This window comes from Hymenobacter coccineus (assembly GCF_001816125.1).
GTDB lineage: Bacteria > Bacteroidota > Bacteroidia > Cytophagales > Hymenobacteraceae > Hymenobacter > Hymenobacter coccineus.
The window spans coordinates 1-18,754 of record NZ_MDZA01000177.1; the positions used below are offsets into that span (position 1 = coordinate 1).

Annotated in this window: 15 protein-coding genes; 6 read left to right on the forward strand and 9 right to left on the reverse strand. The window is 64.1% G+C overall.

What is annotated here, in order from left to right; genetic code table 11:
* Together BEN49_RS11440 and BEN49_RS11445 are read left to right on the forward strand one after the other, a co-directional pair.
* Positions 1-1,510 (forward strand): M56 family metallopeptidase (locus BEN49_RS11440; protein WP_158022860.1); only part of this gene is annotated, 1,510 nt, incomplete at its 5' end.
* 68 nt (positions 1,511-1,578) lie between these two features.
* Positions 1,579-2,145 (forward strand): hypothetical protein, encoded by a 567-nt coding sequence (locus BEN49_RS11445; RefSeq protein ID WP_070743483.1) that lies wholly within the window; start codon positions 1,579-1,581, stop codon positions 2,143-2,145.
* A gap of 5 nt (positions 2,146-2,150) precedes the next feature.
* Here BEN49_RS11445 and BEN49_RS11450 read toward each other — a convergent pair whose 3' ends face one another.
* Positions 2,151-2,672: a DinB family protein gene (locus BEN49_RS11450; RefSeq protein WP_070743486.1), complete on the reverse strand. Its 522-nt coding sequence runs from the start codon at positions 2,670-2,672 to the stop codon at positions 2,151-2,153.
* 108 nt (positions 2,673-2,780) lie between these two features.
* Between BEN49_RS11450 and lysA the strand changes: the two genes are divergently transcribed.
* Entirely contained in the window at positions 2,781-3,986 is a 1,206-nt protein-coding gene (gene lysA, locus BEN49_RS11455; RefSeq protein WP_070743489.1) for a diaminopimelate decarboxylase, read from the forward strand.
* 225 nt (positions 3,987-4,211) lie between these two features.
* On the opposite strand, the gene BEN49_RS11460 is transcribed toward lysA, so the two are convergent.
* The 4 genes from BEN49_RS11460 to BEN49_RS11475 all read right to left on the reverse strand — a co-directional run bounded on the left by BEN49_RS11460 (position 4,212) and on the right by BEN49_RS11475 (position 8,559).
* Positions 4,212-5,282, reverse strand: coding sequence for a chorismate mutase (locus BEN49_RS11460; protein ID WP_070743491.1), 1,071 nt, complete (start codon positions 5,280-5,282; stop codon positions 4,212-4,214).
* Positions 5,283-5,376: 94 nt separating this feature from the next.
* Positions 5,377-6,222 carry a prephenate dehydrogenase gene (locus tag BEN49_RS11465; protein ID WP_070743493.1) on the reverse strand — a complete coding sequence of 282 codons (846 nt, stop codon included), beginning with the start codon at positions 6,220-6,222 and terminating at the stop codon, positions 5,377-5,379.
* Between the two features lie 224 nt (positions 6,223-6,446).
* A complete protein-coding gene (locus BEN49_RS11470; RefSeq protein ID WP_070743495.1) occupies positions 6,447-7,649 on the reverse strand; it encodes a pyridoxal phosphate-dependent aminotransferase in 1,203 nt (400 codons plus the stop codon).
* Positions 7,650-7,692: 43 nt separating this feature from the next.
* Positions 7,693-8,559: a prephenate dehydratase gene (locus BEN49_RS11475; protein ID WP_070743498.1), complete on the reverse strand. Its 867-nt coding sequence runs from the start codon at positions 8,557-8,559 to the stop codon at positions 7,693-7,695.
* A 443-nt stretch (positions 8,560-9,002) separates the two neighbouring features.
* Between BEN49_RS11475 and BEN49_RS11480 the strand changes: the two genes are divergently transcribed.
* Together BEN49_RS11480 and BEN49_RS11485 are read left to right on the forward strand one after the other, a co-directional pair.
* Positions 9,003-11,108, forward strand: coding sequence for a M13 family metallopeptidase (locus tag BEN49_RS11480; RefSeq protein WP_083326004.1), 2,106 nt, complete (start codon positions 9,003-9,005; stop codon positions 11,106-11,108).
* Positions 11,109-11,429: 321 nt separating this feature from the next.
* Entirely contained in the window at positions 11,430-13,394 is a 1,965-nt protein-coding gene (locus BEN49_RS11485) for an endo-1,4-beta-xylanase (protein WP_083326005.1), read from the forward strand.
* Positions 13,395-13,513: 119 nt separating this feature from the next.
* On the opposite strand, the gene BEN49_RS11490 is transcribed toward BEN49_RS11485, so the two are convergent.
* The 3 genes from BEN49_RS11490 to BEN49_RS11500 form a co-directional block, all read right to left on the reverse strand.
* Positions 13,514-14,377: a pirin family protein gene (locus BEN49_RS11490; RefSeq protein ID WP_070743504.1), complete on the reverse strand. Its 864-nt coding sequence runs from the start codon at positions 14,375-14,377 to the stop codon at positions 13,514-13,516.
* Positions 14,378-14,459: 82 nt separating this feature from the next.
* A complete protein-coding gene (locus tag BEN49_RS11495) occupies positions 14,460-15,821 on the reverse strand; it encodes a Gfo/Idh/MocA family protein (protein ID WP_083326006.1) in 1,362 nt (453 codons plus the stop codon).
* 107 nt (positions 15,822-15,928) lie between these two features.
* Positions 15,929-16,780, reverse strand: coding sequence for an endonuclease/exonuclease/phosphatase family protein (locus tag BEN49_RS11500; protein WP_070743507.1), 852 nt, complete (start codon positions 16,778-16,780; stop codon positions 15,929-15,931).
* A 243-nt stretch (positions 16,781-17,023) separates the two neighbouring features.
* Here BEN49_RS11500 and BEN49_RS11505 point away from each other — a divergent pair, with 243 nt between their 5' ends.
* Positions 17,024-18,094 (forward strand): NADH:flavin oxidoreductase/NADH oxidase, encoded by a 1,071-nt coding sequence (locus tag BEN49_RS11505; RefSeq protein ID WP_083326007.1) that lies wholly within the window; start codon positions 17,024-17,026, stop codon positions 18,092-18,094.
* 144 nt (positions 18,095-18,238) lie between these two features.
* Here BEN49_RS11505 and BEN49_RS11510 read toward each other — a convergent pair whose 3' ends face one another.
* Positions 18,239-18,661 carry a hypothetical protein gene (locus tag BEN49_RS11510; protein WP_070743513.1) on the reverse strand — a complete coding sequence of 141 codons (423 nt, stop codon included), beginning with the start codon at positions 18,659-18,661 and terminating at the stop codon, positions 18,239-18,241.
* Positions 18,662-18,754: the final 93 nt, after the last annotated feature.

An 18,754-nucleotide genomic window follows, 5' to 3' on the forward strand; every position in this document is an offset into this window, starting at 1 on the left:
GCTGCCCATCCCGGGGGCCCCACTGGCCGGCGTGGCTGCTGGCGGCCTACGCGGCCGGTGCGGCGCTGCTGCTGGGCCGCCTGCTGGTGCAGTTGCTCTCGCTGGCGCGGCTGCACCGGGCGGCCCGGCCCGCCGGGGCCCCGGCGGCGTGGCGTACCGGCAGCTGGCCGGCGGGAATGGCCCGTTTTCCTTCGGCCGCACTATCTACCTCGACCCCGCGCAGCACCCGGCCCCCGCCGAGCTGGCCGCGGTGCTGGCCCACGAGCAGGCCCACGTGCGCCAGGCCCACACCCTCGACGTGCTGCTGGCGCACGTGGCCACGGCCGTATTCTGGCTGAACCCGGCGGCGTGGCTGCTACGCCGCGCCCTGCTCGATAACCTCGAATTCCTGGCCGACGCGGCCACCCTGCGCACCGGCCTCGACCGCCGCGCCTACCAGTACAGTCTACTCCGGCTAGGGCCTGCAATGGGCAGCCCCGCCCTCGTCTCACCCTTCTCGCTTTCCACCCTCAAAAACCGCATTCTGATGATGAACCAGCCCGTTTCCAATCGTTTGCAACTGCTGCGCTACGCCCTGGCGGGGCCCCTGGTGGTGGCCGTTGCGCTGGCCTACTCCGCCGCCCACGCGCAGCCTGTGGCCAACCCGGCCACGCCAGCCGATGAGTCGTTCGCCATCACCAACAAAGCTGGCACCACCGTCATGAAGCTAGCCGGCCCAGCTGCATACTACGTTGACGGCCAGCCAAGCAGCTACACTAATTTGGCCAAGGTAGACCCCGCCGCTGTGGCCAGCGTGCGCGTGGTGCCCGCCGGGCAGGCCCGCCCGCTGCTGGGTACGGACCAAGCCACCTACGGCATCACTACCGAAGCCAAAAAGGCGGCGCCCGCGGTGGGGGCCTTCAACGAGAAAGTGCGGCGCGTGGCCCCAAACCGCATGGGAATCATCGGCCGGGGCGAGGCCACGCTGACGCGCGATGGGGCCCCTGAAGCGCGCCTCGCTGCGCGATTGCGAGCGAAGCCCACGGTGGCTAAGCAACCACTTTACTACGTTGATGGCAAGCTGGTTAGCGGTGGGTACAATGATGCCGTGAAGCCAGCGGATATTGCCAGTATCGACGTGCTGAAGGGGGCGCAGGCTAACGACTTCCTGGGCAATAACGATGGGGCGGATGGCGTAATTCTTATCACTACTAAAGCTGGTGAGCATTTGCCAGAGGTAGCAGCTTTCAATGCCAAAGTGCAGCGCCAAATGCCAGCCCATGCATCCATTGCCCCCGTTGCTCCGGCTGCGCAAACCGTTCCGCCTGCCGGCCGCGCCGTGCCCGTAAGCTACGTGGCCGCTCCGGCGCTGGCTTACATCACCAAGAATTATCCCGACAGCCGGATTACGGGCGTAACGGAGTTGAAAAACGCCAAAACCGGGCAGCTGAACTACCGGGTGGAAGTGACGCAAGGCCGCCGGCCGCAGTACGCAGTGTTCGATGCGCTGGGCCAACCAGTAACTGAATAATTGGGGCCCCCAGCGGCCATTTCGTTTTCCCTTTCCTCCTTTCCACATTTTCCAACCCCTTCACTCCCATGCAAAACCAACCCATTTCCACCCGTTTATTAAGCCTACGCCGTGCCCTGCTGGGGCCCCTGGCCGTGGCGCTGGCCCTGGGCGCCACCAGTGTCCAGGCCCAAACCGTAATGCCCAAGGTGGTGGCTTCCGAAGCCCCGAAGCCGCTGCCCACCGACGTGGTGTACTACGTGGATGGCCAGTTAGCCGCCCCCGACGTTCTCAGCGCCATGAACCCGAATGACATTGGTAACATCAACGTGCTGAAGGGTAAGCAAGCCGAGGCGCTGACCGGCAAGGCCACGGGCAGCGGCGTGATTTTGGTGACCACCAAAGGGCATGAGAATTCGCCGGAAGTGCTGGCCTTCAATAAGCAGCACAACGTGGTGCTGTCCTCCCCCTCGCCCGAAAAAACCGCTGCTATGGCTGCTGCCCAGGCCTATATCAAGAAAACGTATCCCAACGCCAAGGTGCAATCAGTGTACGAAGACAAGAAAAAGGCCGGCTACTACGTAGCGCGTTTCACTGAGGGCGGCCAGACCAAAGAGCTGCACTTCGACGCCCAGGGCCAACCGGTGGCCGAATAGGGCCCCTAGCCGGCTAGGATGCGGGCCGTGACGAGCAGCTGGCCCACGTGGCGTTGGGTGTGCTCGGCGGCGTGCACCAGCAGGCCAATCACGGTGGACGGCAACCCAGCGCGGCCCACCGGGCGGTACTCGGTCAGCGTGTTTTCGGGGGTGAGGTGCAGCTGGGCCAGGGCCTGCTGCACTTTATCCCCGAAGGCTTTTTGCAGCGTTGCTACTTGGCTGTCAGGGCCCCCAGCGTCGGGCGCGGGGTGGCCTTCGGCGGCGAGGTAGGCGAGCTGGGTGGGGCTGAGGGGCTGGTTTCGGGCGTAGGTGAGCATGCGGTCGAGCACGCCGGCCAGGTGCTGGAGGTGGAAGCCCACCGAGGCCACGCCGGCCGGGCGCGCCCACAGCTGCGCGGCGGGAAAAGGCGCGAGGGCCGCGGCCACGTCGGCCTGGGCTTGCAGCAGGGCGTGGGCCACGGGCTGGAGCAGCGGTGGCACGGCGGGCAGGGGCCCCCGGAGCCACACTTCGGGCAGGGAATTGGGCATGAAATAAGAAAGAATGGGGGAAGTTTACGGCAAAAGAAGCGGCTTTGTGACCCCAGAAACAGATTTTTAAACCGTTTGGCGGGTGGGGTAGCCGTACTTTTACGGTCTATGTCCGCTACCATCCCCGCCGAAAGCCTGTTGGCTGCTGCCGAGCAGTTTGGCACCCCGCTTTACGTTTACCAGGCCGAAACCATCGCCCGGCAGTTTCACCAGTTGGAAACGGCCTTCACGGGCCACCCCACGCGGTTCTTCTACGCCTGCAAGGCCCTGAGTAACCAGGCCATTCTGCGCCACCTCCGGGGCCTGGGCGCGGGCCTCGACTGCGTGAGCCTCAACGAGGTGAAGCTGGGCCTACATGCCGGCTTTGCGCCCGAAAACATTCTTTTCACGCCCAACAGCGTCACGTTTGAGGAAATCGTGGCCGCCAAGGACCTGGGCGTGCACCTCAACATCGACAACATTTCGATGCTGGAGCGCTTCGGCACCACCTTCGGCGGCAGCTACCCGGTGTGCATCCGGCTGAACCCGCACATCGAGGCGGGCGGCAACTACAAGATTTCCACCGGCCACATCGACAGCAAGTTCGGCATCAGCATCCACCAAATGCGCCACCTGGAGCGCGTGGTAAAGGGCACCGGCCTGAACGTGAAGGGCCTGCACATGCACACGGGTTCCGAAATAAAGGACGTGGACGTGTTCCTCCAGGCCCTGGACGTGCTGTTTGAGGCCGCCCGCCGCTTCCCCGACTTGGAATTCTTAGACTTGGGCTCGGGCTTCAAGGTGCCCTACAAGCCCGGCGACGTGGCCACCGACATGGTGGAACTGGGCCGCCGCGTTACGGCCGCCTTCGCCGAATTCGAGCAGGAATACGGCCGGCCGCTGCAAGCCTGGTTTGAGCCGGGCAAGTACCTCGTCAGCGAAGCCGGTTTCCTGCTGGTGCGCGTGGCCGTGGTGAAGCAAACGCCCGCCACGGTATTCGCCGGCGTCGACTCGGGATTCAACCACCTCATCCGGCCCATGTTCTACGATAGCTACCACACCATCAGTAACTTGAGCCACCCCGAGGGCCCCGAGCGGGTGTACACCGTGGTGGGCAACATCTGCGAAACGGATACCTTTGCCTGGGACCGCCGCCTGCCCGAAGTGCACGAGGGCGACCTGCTGGCCTTCCACAACGCCGGCGCCTACGGCTTCGAAATGAGCAGCAGCTTCAACTCCCGCGTGCGCCCCGCCGAAGTGCTGCTCGAAAACGGGAAGTTGCGCCAAATCCGCCGCCGCCAAACCTTCGAGGATCTATTAGCCGGACAAGAATAATTAATTACCGAATTAATTAATTCGGTAATTAATTAAAGTAGGATGCCCCGCACGCTAAAAGGCCGTCGTGCTTATCTGATGTCCACGAAGTGAAGCATCTTTCCCGCAGCAGTAATTAGTTGCTTACGCAGTAGAGATGCTTCACTTCGTGGACGCCAGATAAGCACGACGGCCTTTTAGTGCGATAATTACCAATCAACTATCGCCTAGTAAATACCGTGCTAATTAGCTGTTCATTACCTTTTCCTGGTGAGTAACTGATTCCAGGTGAACGGCTTCCATGTAGCGTTCCACGAAGTCTTCGGTGAGGCCTACTTGGGCTCCCTGGCGCTTGCTGCGCTCCATGATTTCGTTGAGGCGGGCGGTCTGGAGGATGGTGATGTCGTTGTCCTTCTTGTACTGACCGATTTTTTCAGCTACGGCCATGCGGCGACCCAGCAGCTGCATCACCTCAGCGTCGAGGTTGTTGATTTGCTCGCGCAGGCCGGCCAGCGCCGTCAGAAACTCCGCCTTGTCGGTAGTCTCGTGGCGCCACACCAGGTCGGTGATGAGCTGGCCGAGCACCTCGGGCGTGATTTGCTGCTTGGCGTCGCTCCAGGCGTTGTCGGGGTCGATGTGGCTCTCAATCATCGTCCCGTCAAAGTCCAAATCCAGGGCCTGCTGGGCCACGGCAAACAGCGTGTCGCGCCGGCCGCAGATGTGGCTGGGGTCGTTGAGGATGGGCAGCTCGGGCATGCGGCGCTTCATTTCGATGGGCAGGTGCCACATCGGCGCGTTGCGGAAATCGGTGTTGCCGTAGCTCGAAAAACCGCGGTGAATCATGCCCACTTGCTTCAAACCGGCCTTTTGCAGGCGCTCAATAGCGCCCACCCACAGCTCCAGCTCGGGGTGAATGGGGTTTTTTACCAATACCGGAATGTCCACCCCGCGCAGGGCGTTGGCAATTTCCTGCACCGAGAACGGGTTGCCGGTGGTGCGCGCGCCCACCCACACTAGGTCCACACCGAAGGCCAGGCAGTCTTCCACGTGCTTGGCGGTGGCTACTTCCACGGCCACGGGCAGGCCGGTCAGCTCGCTGGCTTTTTTCAGCCAGGGCAGGCCTTTGGCGCCCACGCCCTCGAAGCCGCCGGGCTTGGTGCGGGGCTTCCAGATGCCGGCGCGCAGGGCCTGCACTTTGCCGGTGGCGGCCAGGCGCTGGCAAGTTTCCAGTACCTGGTCTTCGGTTTCGGCCGAGCAGGGCCCCGAGATGAGGAACGGCTTGTCGTTGGGTTGGCGGTTGAAGAGTTTGTCGAACATGGGGTTGGGGAAATTATTGAATTTGCTGAGTGAGCGGCGCAATGCGCGTATTCTGACGCCGTTTGTGCCGGGTTGTACTTTTTATTACTGAATCTTAGGGAATGGTCTTGCGGATGTGGTTGGCTTGATGAATCTGGTCGGTTAGCCCCTCGTAGTCTTCCCGCGCCAGCAAGTCGCGCAGGTGCTGGAGCTGGTGCAGGTGCTCGTCGAGCACATCGAGCACGTTGGGCCGGTTTTGGCGGAAGATGGGCACCCACATGGCCGCCGAGCTTTTGGCCAGCCGCACGGTGGAAGCAAAGCCGCCGCCGGCCAAATCGAAGATGCGCTGTTCCTCCTTTTCTTTCTCCAACACGGTGAGGGCCAGGGCAAACGAGGTGATGTGCGAGATGTGCGACACGTAGGCCGTGTGCAAGTCGTGGGCCTGCGCGTCGAGGTAAAGCAGGCGCATGGGCAGGGCCCTGAATAGCTTTTCGACCAGCTGCAAGGCGTCGGCGTCGCTGTGGTCGGTGTCGCAAAGCACTACCGTTTTGCCTTCGTACAGGCCCAGCACGGCGGCTTCGGGGCCCGAATACTCGGTGCCGGCCATGGGGTGCGTGGCCACGAAGCGGCCGCGGCGCGGGTGCCCGGCCACGGCCGCCAGCAGTGTCACCTTGGTCGAGCCCACGTCAATCACCGTTTGGTGGGGCCCCGTGGCGTCGAGCACGCGGGGCAGCACGGTCAGCATAGCGTCCATGGGCACGGCCACCACCACAAGGTCGGCGCGGCGCACGGCGGCGGCCAAGTCGGTTTCTACTTCGTCCACCAAGCCCAGTTCCAAGGCCCGGCGGGCGTGCTCCGCGCTCAGCTCCACCCCGATGAGGTGCGCCGCCAGCCCGTGCTGCCGCAGGCTAAGTGCCAGCGAGCCGCCGATGAGTCCCAAGCCGATGATGGTGACGGTCATGATTTAAGGTAGCAGGGTGGATTAGTGGAGGAAGGGGTGAGTGTAGGTAGGCGGGGGTGGGGGTAATCCGGTTGCAATCAGGCGGTCATGCTGAGCGTAGCCGAAGCATCTCTACTGCGGCAGTAATAATGATTTAGTCAGCCAGCGGGAGAGATACTTCGACAAGCGGACACTAGATGAGCATGACGGCCTAATTATTTAATTAATTTGGTATGAGTATTTAATTAATTAGCCAGTGGAAAAGCGGCTTCGCTGCGTTGGCTTTTTTGCATTGCCACAACCCGAGCCAGGGCCTCGCGCAGCAAGGCTTCTGGCTGGCACAGGCTGGCGCGGATGTAGCCGAGCCCGTTGCTACCGAAGATGCCGCCGGGCGTCAAAAATACCCGGGCGTCGGCCAGTACGGCGTCGCTCAGGGCGTAGCCGTCGGCACAATGGGCCGGTACGGGGGCCCAAATGAATAAGCCCACCTGGCCCGGCGCGGGCGCGCAGCCCAGCGCTTGCAGCAGCTCGATTACCAAGGTTCGGCGGGCGCGGTAGGTGGCATTTAGCTCCCGAAACCAGTCGTCGCCCAGCGCCAAAGCGGCCACGGCGGCCTGCTGCACGGGCAGGAACATGCCCGAATCCATGTTGCTTTTGAAGCGGAGCACGTCGGCCAGCAAGTCGGCGCGGCCCACCAGGGCCCCCACGCGCCAGCCGGCCAAGTTGTGCGACTTGCTCAGCGAATTCAGCTCCAGGGCCACATCCTTGGCGCCGGGTATGGATAATAAGCTCGTAGGCGGCGTCTCGTTCAGGACGAAGCCGTAGGGGTTGTCGTGCACCAGCAGGATGTTGTGGGCCCGGGCAAATTCCACCAGCTCCGCGAGAAACGGCCGGCCGGCGGGTGTGCCGGTGGGCATGTGCGGGTAGTTCACCAGCATCATTTTTACTCGCGACAAGTCGGTGGCCGCCAGGGCCCCCAGGTCGGGCAGCCAGCCGGTGGCGGCGGTCAGGTCGTATTCGCGCACCTCGGCCCCGCAGATTTCGGCCACGGCGCGGTAGGTCGGATAGCCGGGGTTGGGGATGAGCACCGCGTCGCCAGCTTCCAGAAACGTCATTCCGATGTGCATCAGCCCTTCTTTAGAGCCCAGCAGCGGGAGAATTTCGGTGGCTGGGTCGAGGGCCACGCCGTAGTGGCGCTGGTAGAACTCGGCCAGGGCCCTGCGCAGGGCGGGCGTGCCCTGGTAGCTCTGGTAGCCGTGGGCGGTGGGCAGCGCCGCCGTGGCCGCCAGCGCCGCCGTCACGCTGGGGTGGGGCGGCAAATCGGGGCTGCCGATGCCCAGGCTGATGATGTTGGCGCCCGCCGCGTTGAGGGCCGCCAATTCGCGCAGTTTGCGCGAGAAATAATATTCGCCGGTGTGGCTAAGGCGGCTGGCTACGGAGACGTTCATCTTAATTCAATTGATTATTAATCGGTAATTGATAATAGAATTATCAATTACCCACTTGCCCTTTAGTTTCCGTCACCAATTCCTCAAATTCCATGCTGCCGCGCTGGTACACGCCCAGCACGCGCAGCTCCTCCGTCACGCGGGGCAGCTCTTGCAGCAGCGTGGCTAATTGGGCGGGGTTGTCGAACTCTACGTCGGCGTGGAAGCCGTAGTGCCAGGGCTGGCTGGGGCGCGGGCACGACTGCAACTTGCTCAAGTTGAGGCCGTGGGCGGCGACCAGCGTGAGCACCTGAGCCAGGCAGCCTGGCGCGTGCGACGTGTAGAAATACAGCGACGCTTTATCAGGTGCGGCCACGGGCTGAGCTTCCGGGGCCCGCTCCAATACCAGGAACCGGGTGTAATTGTGGGGGTCGTCGTGGATGGCGGGGGCCAGCAATTGCAGGCCGAACGCCGTCGCCGCTTGGGCCCCCGCCACCACCGCTACGCCTGGGGTTTGGCGCTCGGCCAGTAGCTGGGCGCTGAGGCCGGTGTCTTCGGTTTCAACGAGTTGCCAGTGGGGGTGCTGGGCCAGGAAATCGCCGCACTGGCGCAGGGCCATGGGGTGCGAGTGCACCGCGAGTACGTCGGCCAGCGTGGTGCCGGGCAGCGCCAGCAGGTGCTGGTGAATGGGCAGGTACACCTCGCCGCTGATGGTGAGATCAGCGCGCTCTAACAGTAAATAATTAGGCAAGATGCTGCCTGCCAGCGAGTTTTCCATCGCCATGAGGGCGGCGTCGGCGCGGCCGTCGGCTACTTGGGCCACTACTTCACCGAAGGTGGCGCAGAAGTTCAACGCCGCGTTCGACCCAAAGTATTGGTGGGCGGCTACTTGGTGGAAACTTCCCTGGAAACCCTGGATGGCAACGCGCATGGCAGTGGAGGCAAAAAAACGACAATAAAAAAGGCCGCCGGAAGTCCGGGGGCCTTGCTTGGTTGGGGAGGTGTGCTGGTCAATTAGCACCCGCAACGGCAGGCCCGGTTCTTCTTAAAAAAGAAGAAATTGCGGTAGCCGAAATAATAAAAAGCGGGGGCAGCGAGCATCGAAGTATTGAGAAATAAACATTAAAAAAGCGCCTCCCGATGAACGAGCGGCGCTAGCGGTGGGCTACGAAGCGGCTCGTTCTACGCGGCAGCGCAGAAGTAATAAAAGCCAAAAAAGTAGCTGGTGCGGGGCATGTGGTGGGGTGTTTGCGGCGGCAAGTTGCGGGCAGATAACGGAATATCCTAGCAAGTGAAGAAAAAAGATTGCCCCTAGGGTCCCTAACTAACTGGCGTTAGTACAGCTTTTTCCGCCAAAGATTCTACTTTCACAGCATGATAAATGCACCCCTTTGCGCAAACCTGGCGGCCGCGGCCCTGGCCCTGGCCAGCTGCGCCGGCAGCACCACGGCCACCACGGCGGTGGCCCCACCAGCAGCTAGCCCCACCACGCCTCCTGCCGCGCCCGACCCGAAAGGCGTAGGCCTCGACGTGGCCGACCTCGACCGGACGGTGGACGCGTGCGACAACTTCTACCAGTTTTCGGGCGGCAACTGGCTGAAGAATAATCCGCTGCCCGACTACGCCTCGCGCTGGGGCCCCCGCAACCTGCTCGGCGAGCGCACCCAGAAGCTGCTGCGACAAATCTTGGAAGACGCGGCCGCCAACCGCAGCGCGGCCCCCGACTCGAACGCCCAGAAAGTGGGCGACTTCTACGCCGCGGCCATGGACACGGCGGCCATCGAGCGGGCCGGCCTGGGGCCCCTGCGGCCCGAGCTGGCCCGCATTGGGGCCCTGCGCGACCGGGCGCAGCTGCCCGCGCTCATCGCCCACGAGCACGAGCTGCAAACGGGCGTGTTTTTCCGGGGTGGGGTGCAGGTGGACGAGAAAAACACGACCCGCTACGTGGTGCAAATGGACCAGGGCGGCCTCACCCTGCCCGACCGCGACTACTACTTCAAAGACGATGCGCGCACGGCCAAGGTGAAGGCCGCGTACCGCGCGTACATGATGCAGGTATTTGGCCTGCTGGGCGATAAGCCCGCCGAAGCTACCCGCGACGCCGCGGCCGTGGAGCGCATTGAAACCCGCTTGGCCAAGGCTTCGCGCACCCGCGTGGAGCTGCGCGACCCGCAGGCCAATTACAACCAAATGGCGCTGGCCGCGGCCCAAAAGCGCTACCCGGCCCTCGACCCCGCGCGCCTGCTGGCGGCCCAGCAACTGGGCAAAGCGCAGGAGGTAATTGTGGGCCAGCCGGCGTTTTTTGACGCGCTGAACGCGGTACTAAAGACCGAGCCGCTGGCCGACCTCAAAGCCTACATGCGCTGGCACTTGGTGCGCTCGGTGGCCCCGGCGCTGCCCGCGGCCTACGCCGACGCGGCCTTCGCCTACAGCCAGGTGCTGACCGGCGCCAAGCAGCAACCCGCCCGCTGGAAGCGCGTGCAAACCGCCACCGACCAGAACCTGGGCGAAGCCTTCGGGCAGCTGTACGTAGACCAAGCCTTTAGCCCCGCGGCGAAGCAAAAGGCCTTGGAAATGGTGAATAACGTGAAGGCCAGCATGGCCGAGCACATCCAAACCAACACCTGGATGAGCGCGCCCACCAAGGCCGAGGCCCTGAAAAAACTGGGGGCCCTGCACGTAAAAATCGGCTACCCTGACGTGTGGAAGGACTATTCCCAGCTCACCGTCACCCGCGCCTCGTACGTGCAGAACCTGCTGGCCGCCCGCGCATGGGACAGCCGCCAGGAACTGGCCAAATTTGGGGGCCCCATCGACCGCAACGAGTGGGGCATGACGCCCTCCACCATTAACGCGTACTACAACCCGCCGTTGAACGAAATCGTGTTTCCGGCCGGCTACTTGCAGCCGCCGTTCTTCGACCCTAAGGCCGACGACGCGGTGAACTACGGCGCCATCGGCGGGGTGATGGGCCACGAAATGACCCATGGCTTCGACGACCAGGGCCGCCAGTACGATGCCCAGGGCAACCTGCGTGACTGGTGGACGCCGGCCGACGCGGCCGAGTTCACGAAGCGAGCCGCCATTGTGGGGCGCCAGTACGACGAGTTTTCGCCCCTCGATTCGGTGCACGTAAACGGCAAGCTGACGATGGGCGAGAACCTGGCCGATTTTGCCGGCCTCACCGTGGTGTACGGGGCCCTGGAGAAGCAATTGCAGCAGCGCTACGGCGCGGGGCCCCGGCCCAACTTTGACGGCTTCACGCCCGAGCAGCGCTTTTTCCTGAGCTGGGCCCAGCTGCGGCGCTCCAACATCCGGCCCGAGGCCCTGCGCCAGCAAATCCTCACCGACCCGCACTCGCCCGACCAGTACCGCACCATCGGGCCCATCATGAACATGCCGCAGTTCCAGGCCGCGTTTGGCTGCCAGGAGGGCAGCAAGATGACCCGCGCCGTGGCCGACCGGGCCGTAATCTGGTAACGGGCAACGCCGCCGCACCGCCAAAAAAGTAGGGGCCCCCGGCGCAAGCTGGGGGCCCCTACTTTTTTGGCGGATGGCCCAGAGTGTGCAACCGATTGCATAAGTGGAACGGCGGCGCCAAATATTTCTTTAGTAAGCCCTGGCTATCACAAACGTTTAGGGTAACTATCGGAAACGGTTTTGCTTGATTATGAAGAGATTATTTAGATAAAATGCCTGGTTGGCGTGTAACAAAAGTCCCTTGCTTCCCATTAGGAATCCTATAACTGGGGCTTCGTGGCCCGCACTCCAACCCGCTTTTTCCACATAATTTCCTTTCTGATGAGAATACCTCAACGCATTTTACTGGCGCTGGCAACGGCGTTTGGTATCCATTGCACTGCCTGGGCTCAGAACGCCCCGGTGGTGGTGGAGGCCGAAGCTGGCACATCGGTGCCATCCACCGTAACCGGCACTACCGCTGGCGACTGGGCCAGCCGCACCGTGGCCGCCGCGGGCACCGCCCCGGCCATTACCTACGTAACCGCGCTGACCGACGCATCGGCCTACAATACCAACGGCGGCGTGGGCGGCGGGGCCCCGGCCACCGACGCCCGGGTGCTCACCTACGCTATTACGTTTCCGGGGGCGGGCAGCTACGATTTGTACGCCCGCATCCGGACGGGGGCGGGGGCTGGCAACGACGACAGCTACTTCTACGCCAACACGTTTGGGACGAAAAGCTCGACCACGGTGGCCGATTGGGTGACGGCCAACGGGCTCTTCAACGTGGGCTACGTGGCCGGCGCTACTTTGCCCGTGGACGGCGGCGGCAGTGGCGGCACGGGGGTATGGAAGTGGGTGAATATGTCGAAGTTTACGGTGAACGGCAGCGCGGCCACGGCCTTCACGGTGGCCGCCGGGGCCCTCACCCAGACCTTCCAGATCGGAGCCCGCGAAGACGGGCTGGACATTGATAAGTTCGTGTTTGGGCAAACGGGACGGTTTTTCACGGTAGCCAACCTCGACGCGGGCACCCAGGGCGCGGCCACGGCCCCGGTGGCCTTCGTGCCCAGCGGCCCGGCCCTGGCCACGGGCAAGGCCAAGTACCTGGGCAGCGCCTACAGCACGGCCCAATCGCTGTATTTCGATAAGTACTGGAACGCAGTGACGCCCGAAAACGGTGGCAAGTGGGGCAGTGTGGAAGGTACCCGCGGCACCTACAACTGGGCCGACCTGGATAGCGCTTACAACCGGGCAGCCAAAATCGGCGGCGTCTTCCGGCTGCACACCCTGATCTGGGGGGCCCAGCAGCCCGCGTGGTTGGTAGCCCTCCCGGCCGCCGACCAGCTGGCGGCCATCAATGCCTGGTTTGGGGCCCTGGCCACCCACTTTGCAGGCAAGAAAATTGACTTCATCGACGTGGTAAACGAGCCCATCCACACGCCCCCGACGGGCTTTGTAACCTTTGGCGGCATGGCCGGCACCGTTGACCCAACCGGGGGGGGCTACATCAACGCGCTGGGCGGTACCGGCACCACGGGCTACGACTGGATCATCACTTCCTTTCAGCTGGCCCGCCAGTATTTCCCCGCGGCCAAGTTGGTACTCAACGAGTACAGCATCGTGAACGACGGCAATTCGGCAGCTAAGTACGTGACGATGATTAATTTGCTGAAAACGCGCAACCTCATCGACGGGGTGGGCCTCCAGGGCCACGCCTTCTCCACGGGGTCCGCTTCGGTGGCCACCATGACCGCCAACCTGAACACCGTGGCCGCCCCCGGCGTGCCGCTCTACATCACAGAGTACGACTCGGACGGCCTCACCGACGCGGCCCAGCTGGCCGAGTACCAGCGCGTGTTTCCGCTGTTTTGGGAGTACCCGGCCGTAAAGGGCATCACGCTATGGGGCTTCCGCGTGGGCCACTGGCGCACTGCCCAGGGCGACAACCTCGTGAACGCCGACAACACCGAGCGCCCGGCCCTGGCCTGGCTGCGCACCTACGTGCAAGGCACGGTGCTGGCCGCCAAGGCCACGGGCGCGGCCAGCGCCGGCATTTTTGCCTACCCTAACCCTGCCACGGCCGGGCGCGTGTCGCTCAGCTTGCCCGCCGCCCTGGCCCAGCAAACCGTGGACGTATCGGTAATTGACGCCCTGGGCCGGGCCGTGCTGCGCACGGCGCTGCCCGCCGCGGCCGGCGGCACGGTGCGCGCGCTGCTGCTGCCCGGCGTGGCCCCGGGGCCCTACACCGTGCGCGTACAAACGGCCACTGGCGCGTTTAGCCAGCACTTGTTTGTGCAATAACCACGCTGGCGGGCCGGTGGGTGACTCAAAACGCCCGCTAATAGAAACGACTACGGGAGCGGCGCATTGCCGGCTCCCCCGTAGTCGTTTCTGGTAAAATCCTGTTTGTCAAGCGGCTGCTACCCGTTCCAGGTGCCGAATTTGCCGAGCTGGTAGTCTTGGTAGGCTTCCTGGATTTCGGCTTCGGTGTTCATCACAAAGGGGCCGTAGGCTATTTTGGGCTCCTTAAGGGGTAGGGCGTGGCCGAGGAGCAACACGCTGTCGGTGAGGGCCTCAACGGTGAGCTTGTCGCCGTCGTGGTTGAATTCCACCAGCTGGCGTTCCTGGGTGTCGGTGCCGTTGGCGCGCAGCTGGCCGGCCACGGTGTAGAAGAAAATGGTGCGCGCCGCCGCAATGGGCAGCGCTACCCGGGCCCCCGCCGCCAATTCGAGCCAGGCCAGCTGCACATCGGCCAGCGACGCGATGGGCCCCGTGGTGCCGGCCCACTCGCCCGACACGGCGTGGATGACGACGCCATCGGCCGCCGCCACCAGCGGAATGTCGCTGGCTTGCAGGCCGGTGTAGCGCGGTTCGGTCATCTTGTGGGCGGCCGGCAGGTTCACCCAGAGCTGCAAAATCTCTAGGGGCCCCCCGGTTGCCTTGAACTCATCGGACGACACTTCGGCGTGAATCAGCCCGGCGCCGGCCGTCATCCATTGGATGCCGCCAGCCGCAATCACGCTCTCGTGGCCGCTGCTGTCCTTGTGCAGGATGTCGCCGTTCAGGATAAACGTTACTGTTTCGAACCCGCGGTGCGGGTGCGGCCCAAAGGGCAGGCCCTGGTTGTGAGGCCGGTACACCTGGGGCCCGTGGTGGTTGAGAAACAGAAAGGGGTCGACGTAATCGACGGAATCGGTGGGCAGGGCCCGGTAAGTCAGCAGGTCGGCAATGGGGGCATTGACAGCCCGGTGCTGCTGCCGGACGGTGCGAAGGGAGGGAATCATAGCTGGGTAGTAGCAAAGGCAACGGCGCGGGGCCCCGGGGGGCCCGCGCCGTTGCCGCAGAGTGAGGGAAAGCAGGGCAAAGCTACGCCAGCTCCTCAGTAGGGGCGGGGCCCCGGAAAGCATCAGTTTTGCCCACGCCGGCGGTTAGCTTCACGGGCCGGTTTTCCTTCGCCGATTGGTAGATGGCTTCCATGATTCGCTGGTCCTGGAGGCCTTCTTCGCCGGGCGTGTAGGGCGTTTTGTTATTGCGCACGCACTCGGCCATGTGGTCCATTTCGAGGGCAAACTGCTGCTTGGCGGGGTTGCTCGGGATTTCCGTCACCTGCTTGCCGTTGGGGGCGTGCACCAGCTCCTGCTTCAGGCCCTTGTAGGGGAAGGCCGGGTCCATTTTGATGGTGCCGGTTTCGGCGTGCACGGCGTAGCTCTTGGCGTTGAACGAGCCGTAGCCCGTCATGCACTGCGAAATAACGCCGCTGGGGAAACGCAGCGTAAAGCTCACGTTCTCTTCGATTTCCTTAAAACGGTCGTCGCCGGGTGTGCTGTAAATCTGGGCCGAAACCTCGTTGGGCTCCTCGCCCAGCAAAAAGCGCGTGGTGTTGAGGCAGTACAGGCCCACGTCGGGCAAAGAGCCGCCGCCAGCCAGGGCTTTTTTGTGGCGCCACTGCTGGTCGTGGGCCTGGTTCTGGCAATTCATCATCTGGATGAGCTTGGTTTTGCCATAGGTCTTGTCGCGCACCAGCTTCATGGCGGCCCGGTTCAGGGGCTCGTACTGAATGCGGTAGGCAATCATCAGCTTCTTGCCGGCCTTGTTGCAGGCGGCAATCATTTCCTCGCACTCCTTCACCGAGTTAGCCATCGGCTTCTCGCACAGAATGTGCTTGCCGGCCTTGGCCCCGCGCAGCGTGAACTCGTGGTGCTGCGAGTTGGGCAGCACGATGTAAATCACCTGCACTTCGGGGTTGTCCTTGAGCTGGTCGTAGGTCTGGTACGAGTAGCAGCTGCTGGCCTTGATGCCGTACTGCTTGGCAGCCTTGGCCATTTTGTCGGCGTCGCCGCTCACCAAGGCCACCGGCTTGCAGTGCTTGGCATGCCCAAAAGCCGGCAGAATTTCGGCCAGCGTGAGGTGGCCCAGGCCCACAATGGCAAAGCCCACGCGCTGGTCGGGCGCGTCGGGGTTGGGGAAGGGGCCGGGCTTGGGGTCGGTGGGGGCCTCCAGCGGCGGCAGCTTGATGTCGAGGTCGCCGCTGGGCGTTTGGGCCTGGGTGCCGAAGCCGCTTAGGTCGGCGGCTTCAGCGGCGGCCAGGGGCAGGGCCCCCGCCACGGCGGTGGCCAGCAGGCCGCGGCCGGCGTGGTTGATGAACTGGCGGCGCGAGGCGTCGGTGGCACCCGTAGCGGGGGTATCGGCCCCGGGCCCAAAGGCTGGAGCGGAGGAATCTTGGAACATAACGCGAAAAGATGATAAAACGAACAGTGGCTTGGCTGTACGTGCCGGGCCGGGGGTTGCGTTGCTACGGCCGCGCTTGCTAGGGCCTCATCTTTCCGCTGGGGCCCCTATTTGGGCCGGGCGTAGCGCACCTCAATGGCCACGGGGTAGTGGTCGGAGGGCGTTTTGCCGCCGCCGTAGGTGTCCGTCAAAATGCCGTAGCGGGCCACCGTGAATGCTGGACTCAGGAAAATGTGGTCGATGCGGGCGTCGGATTTGGTTTTGGTATCGAAGTCGTTGAAGGTGCCGCTGGGCGCGTACACCAGCGCGGCCGTGGCGTAGGCGTCCTTCAGCCGGCCCGAGGCATTCACCAGGTCGTAGCTCTCGTTGCGCTGGTCCACGTTGAAGTCGCCGCTCAGCACGGCGGCCCCGGTGCCGGCCAGGGCTTGCACCTTGGCCAGAATCAGCTTGGCACTCTCGCGGCGGGCCACCACGCCGATGTGGTCGAAGTGGGTGTTGAAAAAGTAGAACACGAAGCCCGTGCTCCGGTCGCGGAACTGGCCCCAGGTGCAAATGCGGGGCAGCGCGGCGTCCCAGCCCTTGCTGGGCACGGCGGGGGTGGGCGAAAGCCAGAACGTGCCCTGCTTGAGCAGCTCAAACTTGGCTTTCTTGTAGAAGATGGGCGCGTATTCGCCGGCCTCTTTGCCGTCGTCGCGGCCCACGCCCACGTGGGCGTAGCCGGGCAGGGCCCCGGCCAGGTCCAGCAGTTGGTTGCGCAGCACTTCCTGGGTGCCCAGCAAGTCAAAGTCCTGGAATTTGATGAGCCCCGCCAGATGCGGCAGCCGCCGGAGCCAGGCGTTGGCGGTGTCCTGCTTGTTGTCGTAGCGGATGTTGTAGGTGGCCAGCTTCAGGGTTTGGGCCGTCAGCGGGCCGGCCAACGCGCTCAGCAGGAGCACAGCCAGAAAAACCTTTTTAAACATGGGCAAGTGAGAAAGGAGGTGGCAAGTCCCCGGTGAACAGGGCCCCCAACGGGCTGGGCAAAGGTATTGCCCGCCGCCGCTGCCGTTGAGTAGGGCTGCGACGGCCCGCGGCCCGGTGCCCCAGTGCAACCGCCGCGGCGCAATCGGGGTAAACCCGGGAACACCCGCCCCGGCCACCCCGGGCCGCGGGGCCCCAAACCATCGGCCGGGGCCCCGGGTTGTTGGTCCTTACCCCTCTTGCCCATGCCCTCCCTTTTCGATTCCTTCGCCCTGCGCGGCGTTACTCTTAAGAACCGCCTTGTCGTGTCGCCCATGTGCGAGTACAGCAGTGTCGACGGCTTCGCCAACGACTGGCACCTCGTGCACCTGGGCAGCCGGGCGGTGGGCGGCGCCGGCCTGATCATCAGCGAGGCCGCCGCCGTGTCGCCCGAGGGCCGCATCACCCCCGACGACCTGGGCATCTGGAAAGACGAGCACATCCCGTTCCTCAAGCGCATCAACGATTTCGTAACGGCCCAGGGCAGCGTGCCCGGCATCCAACTGGCCCACGCCGGCCGCAAGGCCAGCACCTACACCAGCTGGAAGGGCAGCGGCGCTGTGCCGATGACGTCCGGCGGCTGGCAGGTGGTGGGCCCCAGCGATGCCCCGTTCAACGACGACTACCCGCGCCCGGCGGCCCTGGACGCGGCCGGCATTCAGAAGGTCATTGCCGATTTCCGGGCGGCCACGGTGCGGGCCCTGGCGGCGGGCTTCCAGATTATTGAAATCCACGCCGCCCACGGCTACCTGCTGCACGAATTCTACTCGCCCCTTAGCAACCAGCGCACCGACGAATACGGCGGCTCGTTCGAAAACCGCATCCGCCTGACGGTGGAAGTGGTGCGCGCCGTGGGGGCCCTGCTGCCCAACCACTTGCCGCTGCTGGTCCGCATTTCAGCCACCGACTGGACGGAAGGCGGCTGGACCATCGAGGACTCGGTGGAGTTGGCCAAAGTGCTGAAAGCCGAAGGCGCCGACCTCATCGATACGTCCACGGGCGGCAACGTGCCGCACGCCACCATCCCGAGCACGCCCGGCTACCAGGTCGAGTTCTCCGAGCGCATTCGCCGCAAGGCCGGCGTGGCCACCGGGGCTGTGGGCCTCATCACCACCGCGGCCCAGGCCGAAGAAATTGTGGCCAGCGGCCAGGCTGACCTCGTGCTGCTGGCCCGCGAGGAGCTGCGCGACCCCTACTTCCCGCTGCACGCCGCCCACGAGCTGGGGGCCGACGTGGCCTGGCCCGTGCAGTACGAGCGCGCCAAGCCGCGGCACTAGTGGATGGGAATTAGCAAAAAACAGGGCCCCGTGCGTTGCGCGCCGGGGCCCTGTTTTTTTGTGAGCAGACCGAGCAAATCGTTCTGCCCGACGTCCTAAATAAATTAACCCAACTCATCCAACCCGCCTAAAAACGGCTGTGCGCTACCGCGCGGCCACGCCAACTTGCGTGAGCCAGCCCATGGCTTCGTCCTCGGTATCGAAGGTTTTGTAAGTGTTGCCCAGCTCGCGCGAAGCCATGGCCAGGCGCGTCATGCTGACGCGGGCGAAGGCATTTTCGGCCAGCACCACGGCCCCGTAGCGGTAGCCGCCCTCGCGGATGGCGCGCGGCAGCCACTCTTCTACCATCCAGGCGCGCTCGGCGTCGGAGTAGGGTGCCATTTTGCGCTGGTCGATGAGCAGTTTGCCCCAGCCCCGCCGCGTCATGGCTCGCAGCGCGTGCGTGAGCAGGGCCCGGAAGGCCACTTCCTCGCGCGGGCCGGCGTAATAATCGAGCCGGAGGTAGTGCTGAGGTTCTTCCCAAACGCGCCCCGCGGCATTTTCAAAGTAGACAGAGCGAGCAGCCATTAGCAGAAATGAAGATGAGCGCGGCGGCCCGTTCGCGCTAAACTGCGAAAGGCCGCCTGGGGTTGTGCCGGGCCCGCCGCCGGGCGGAAACAG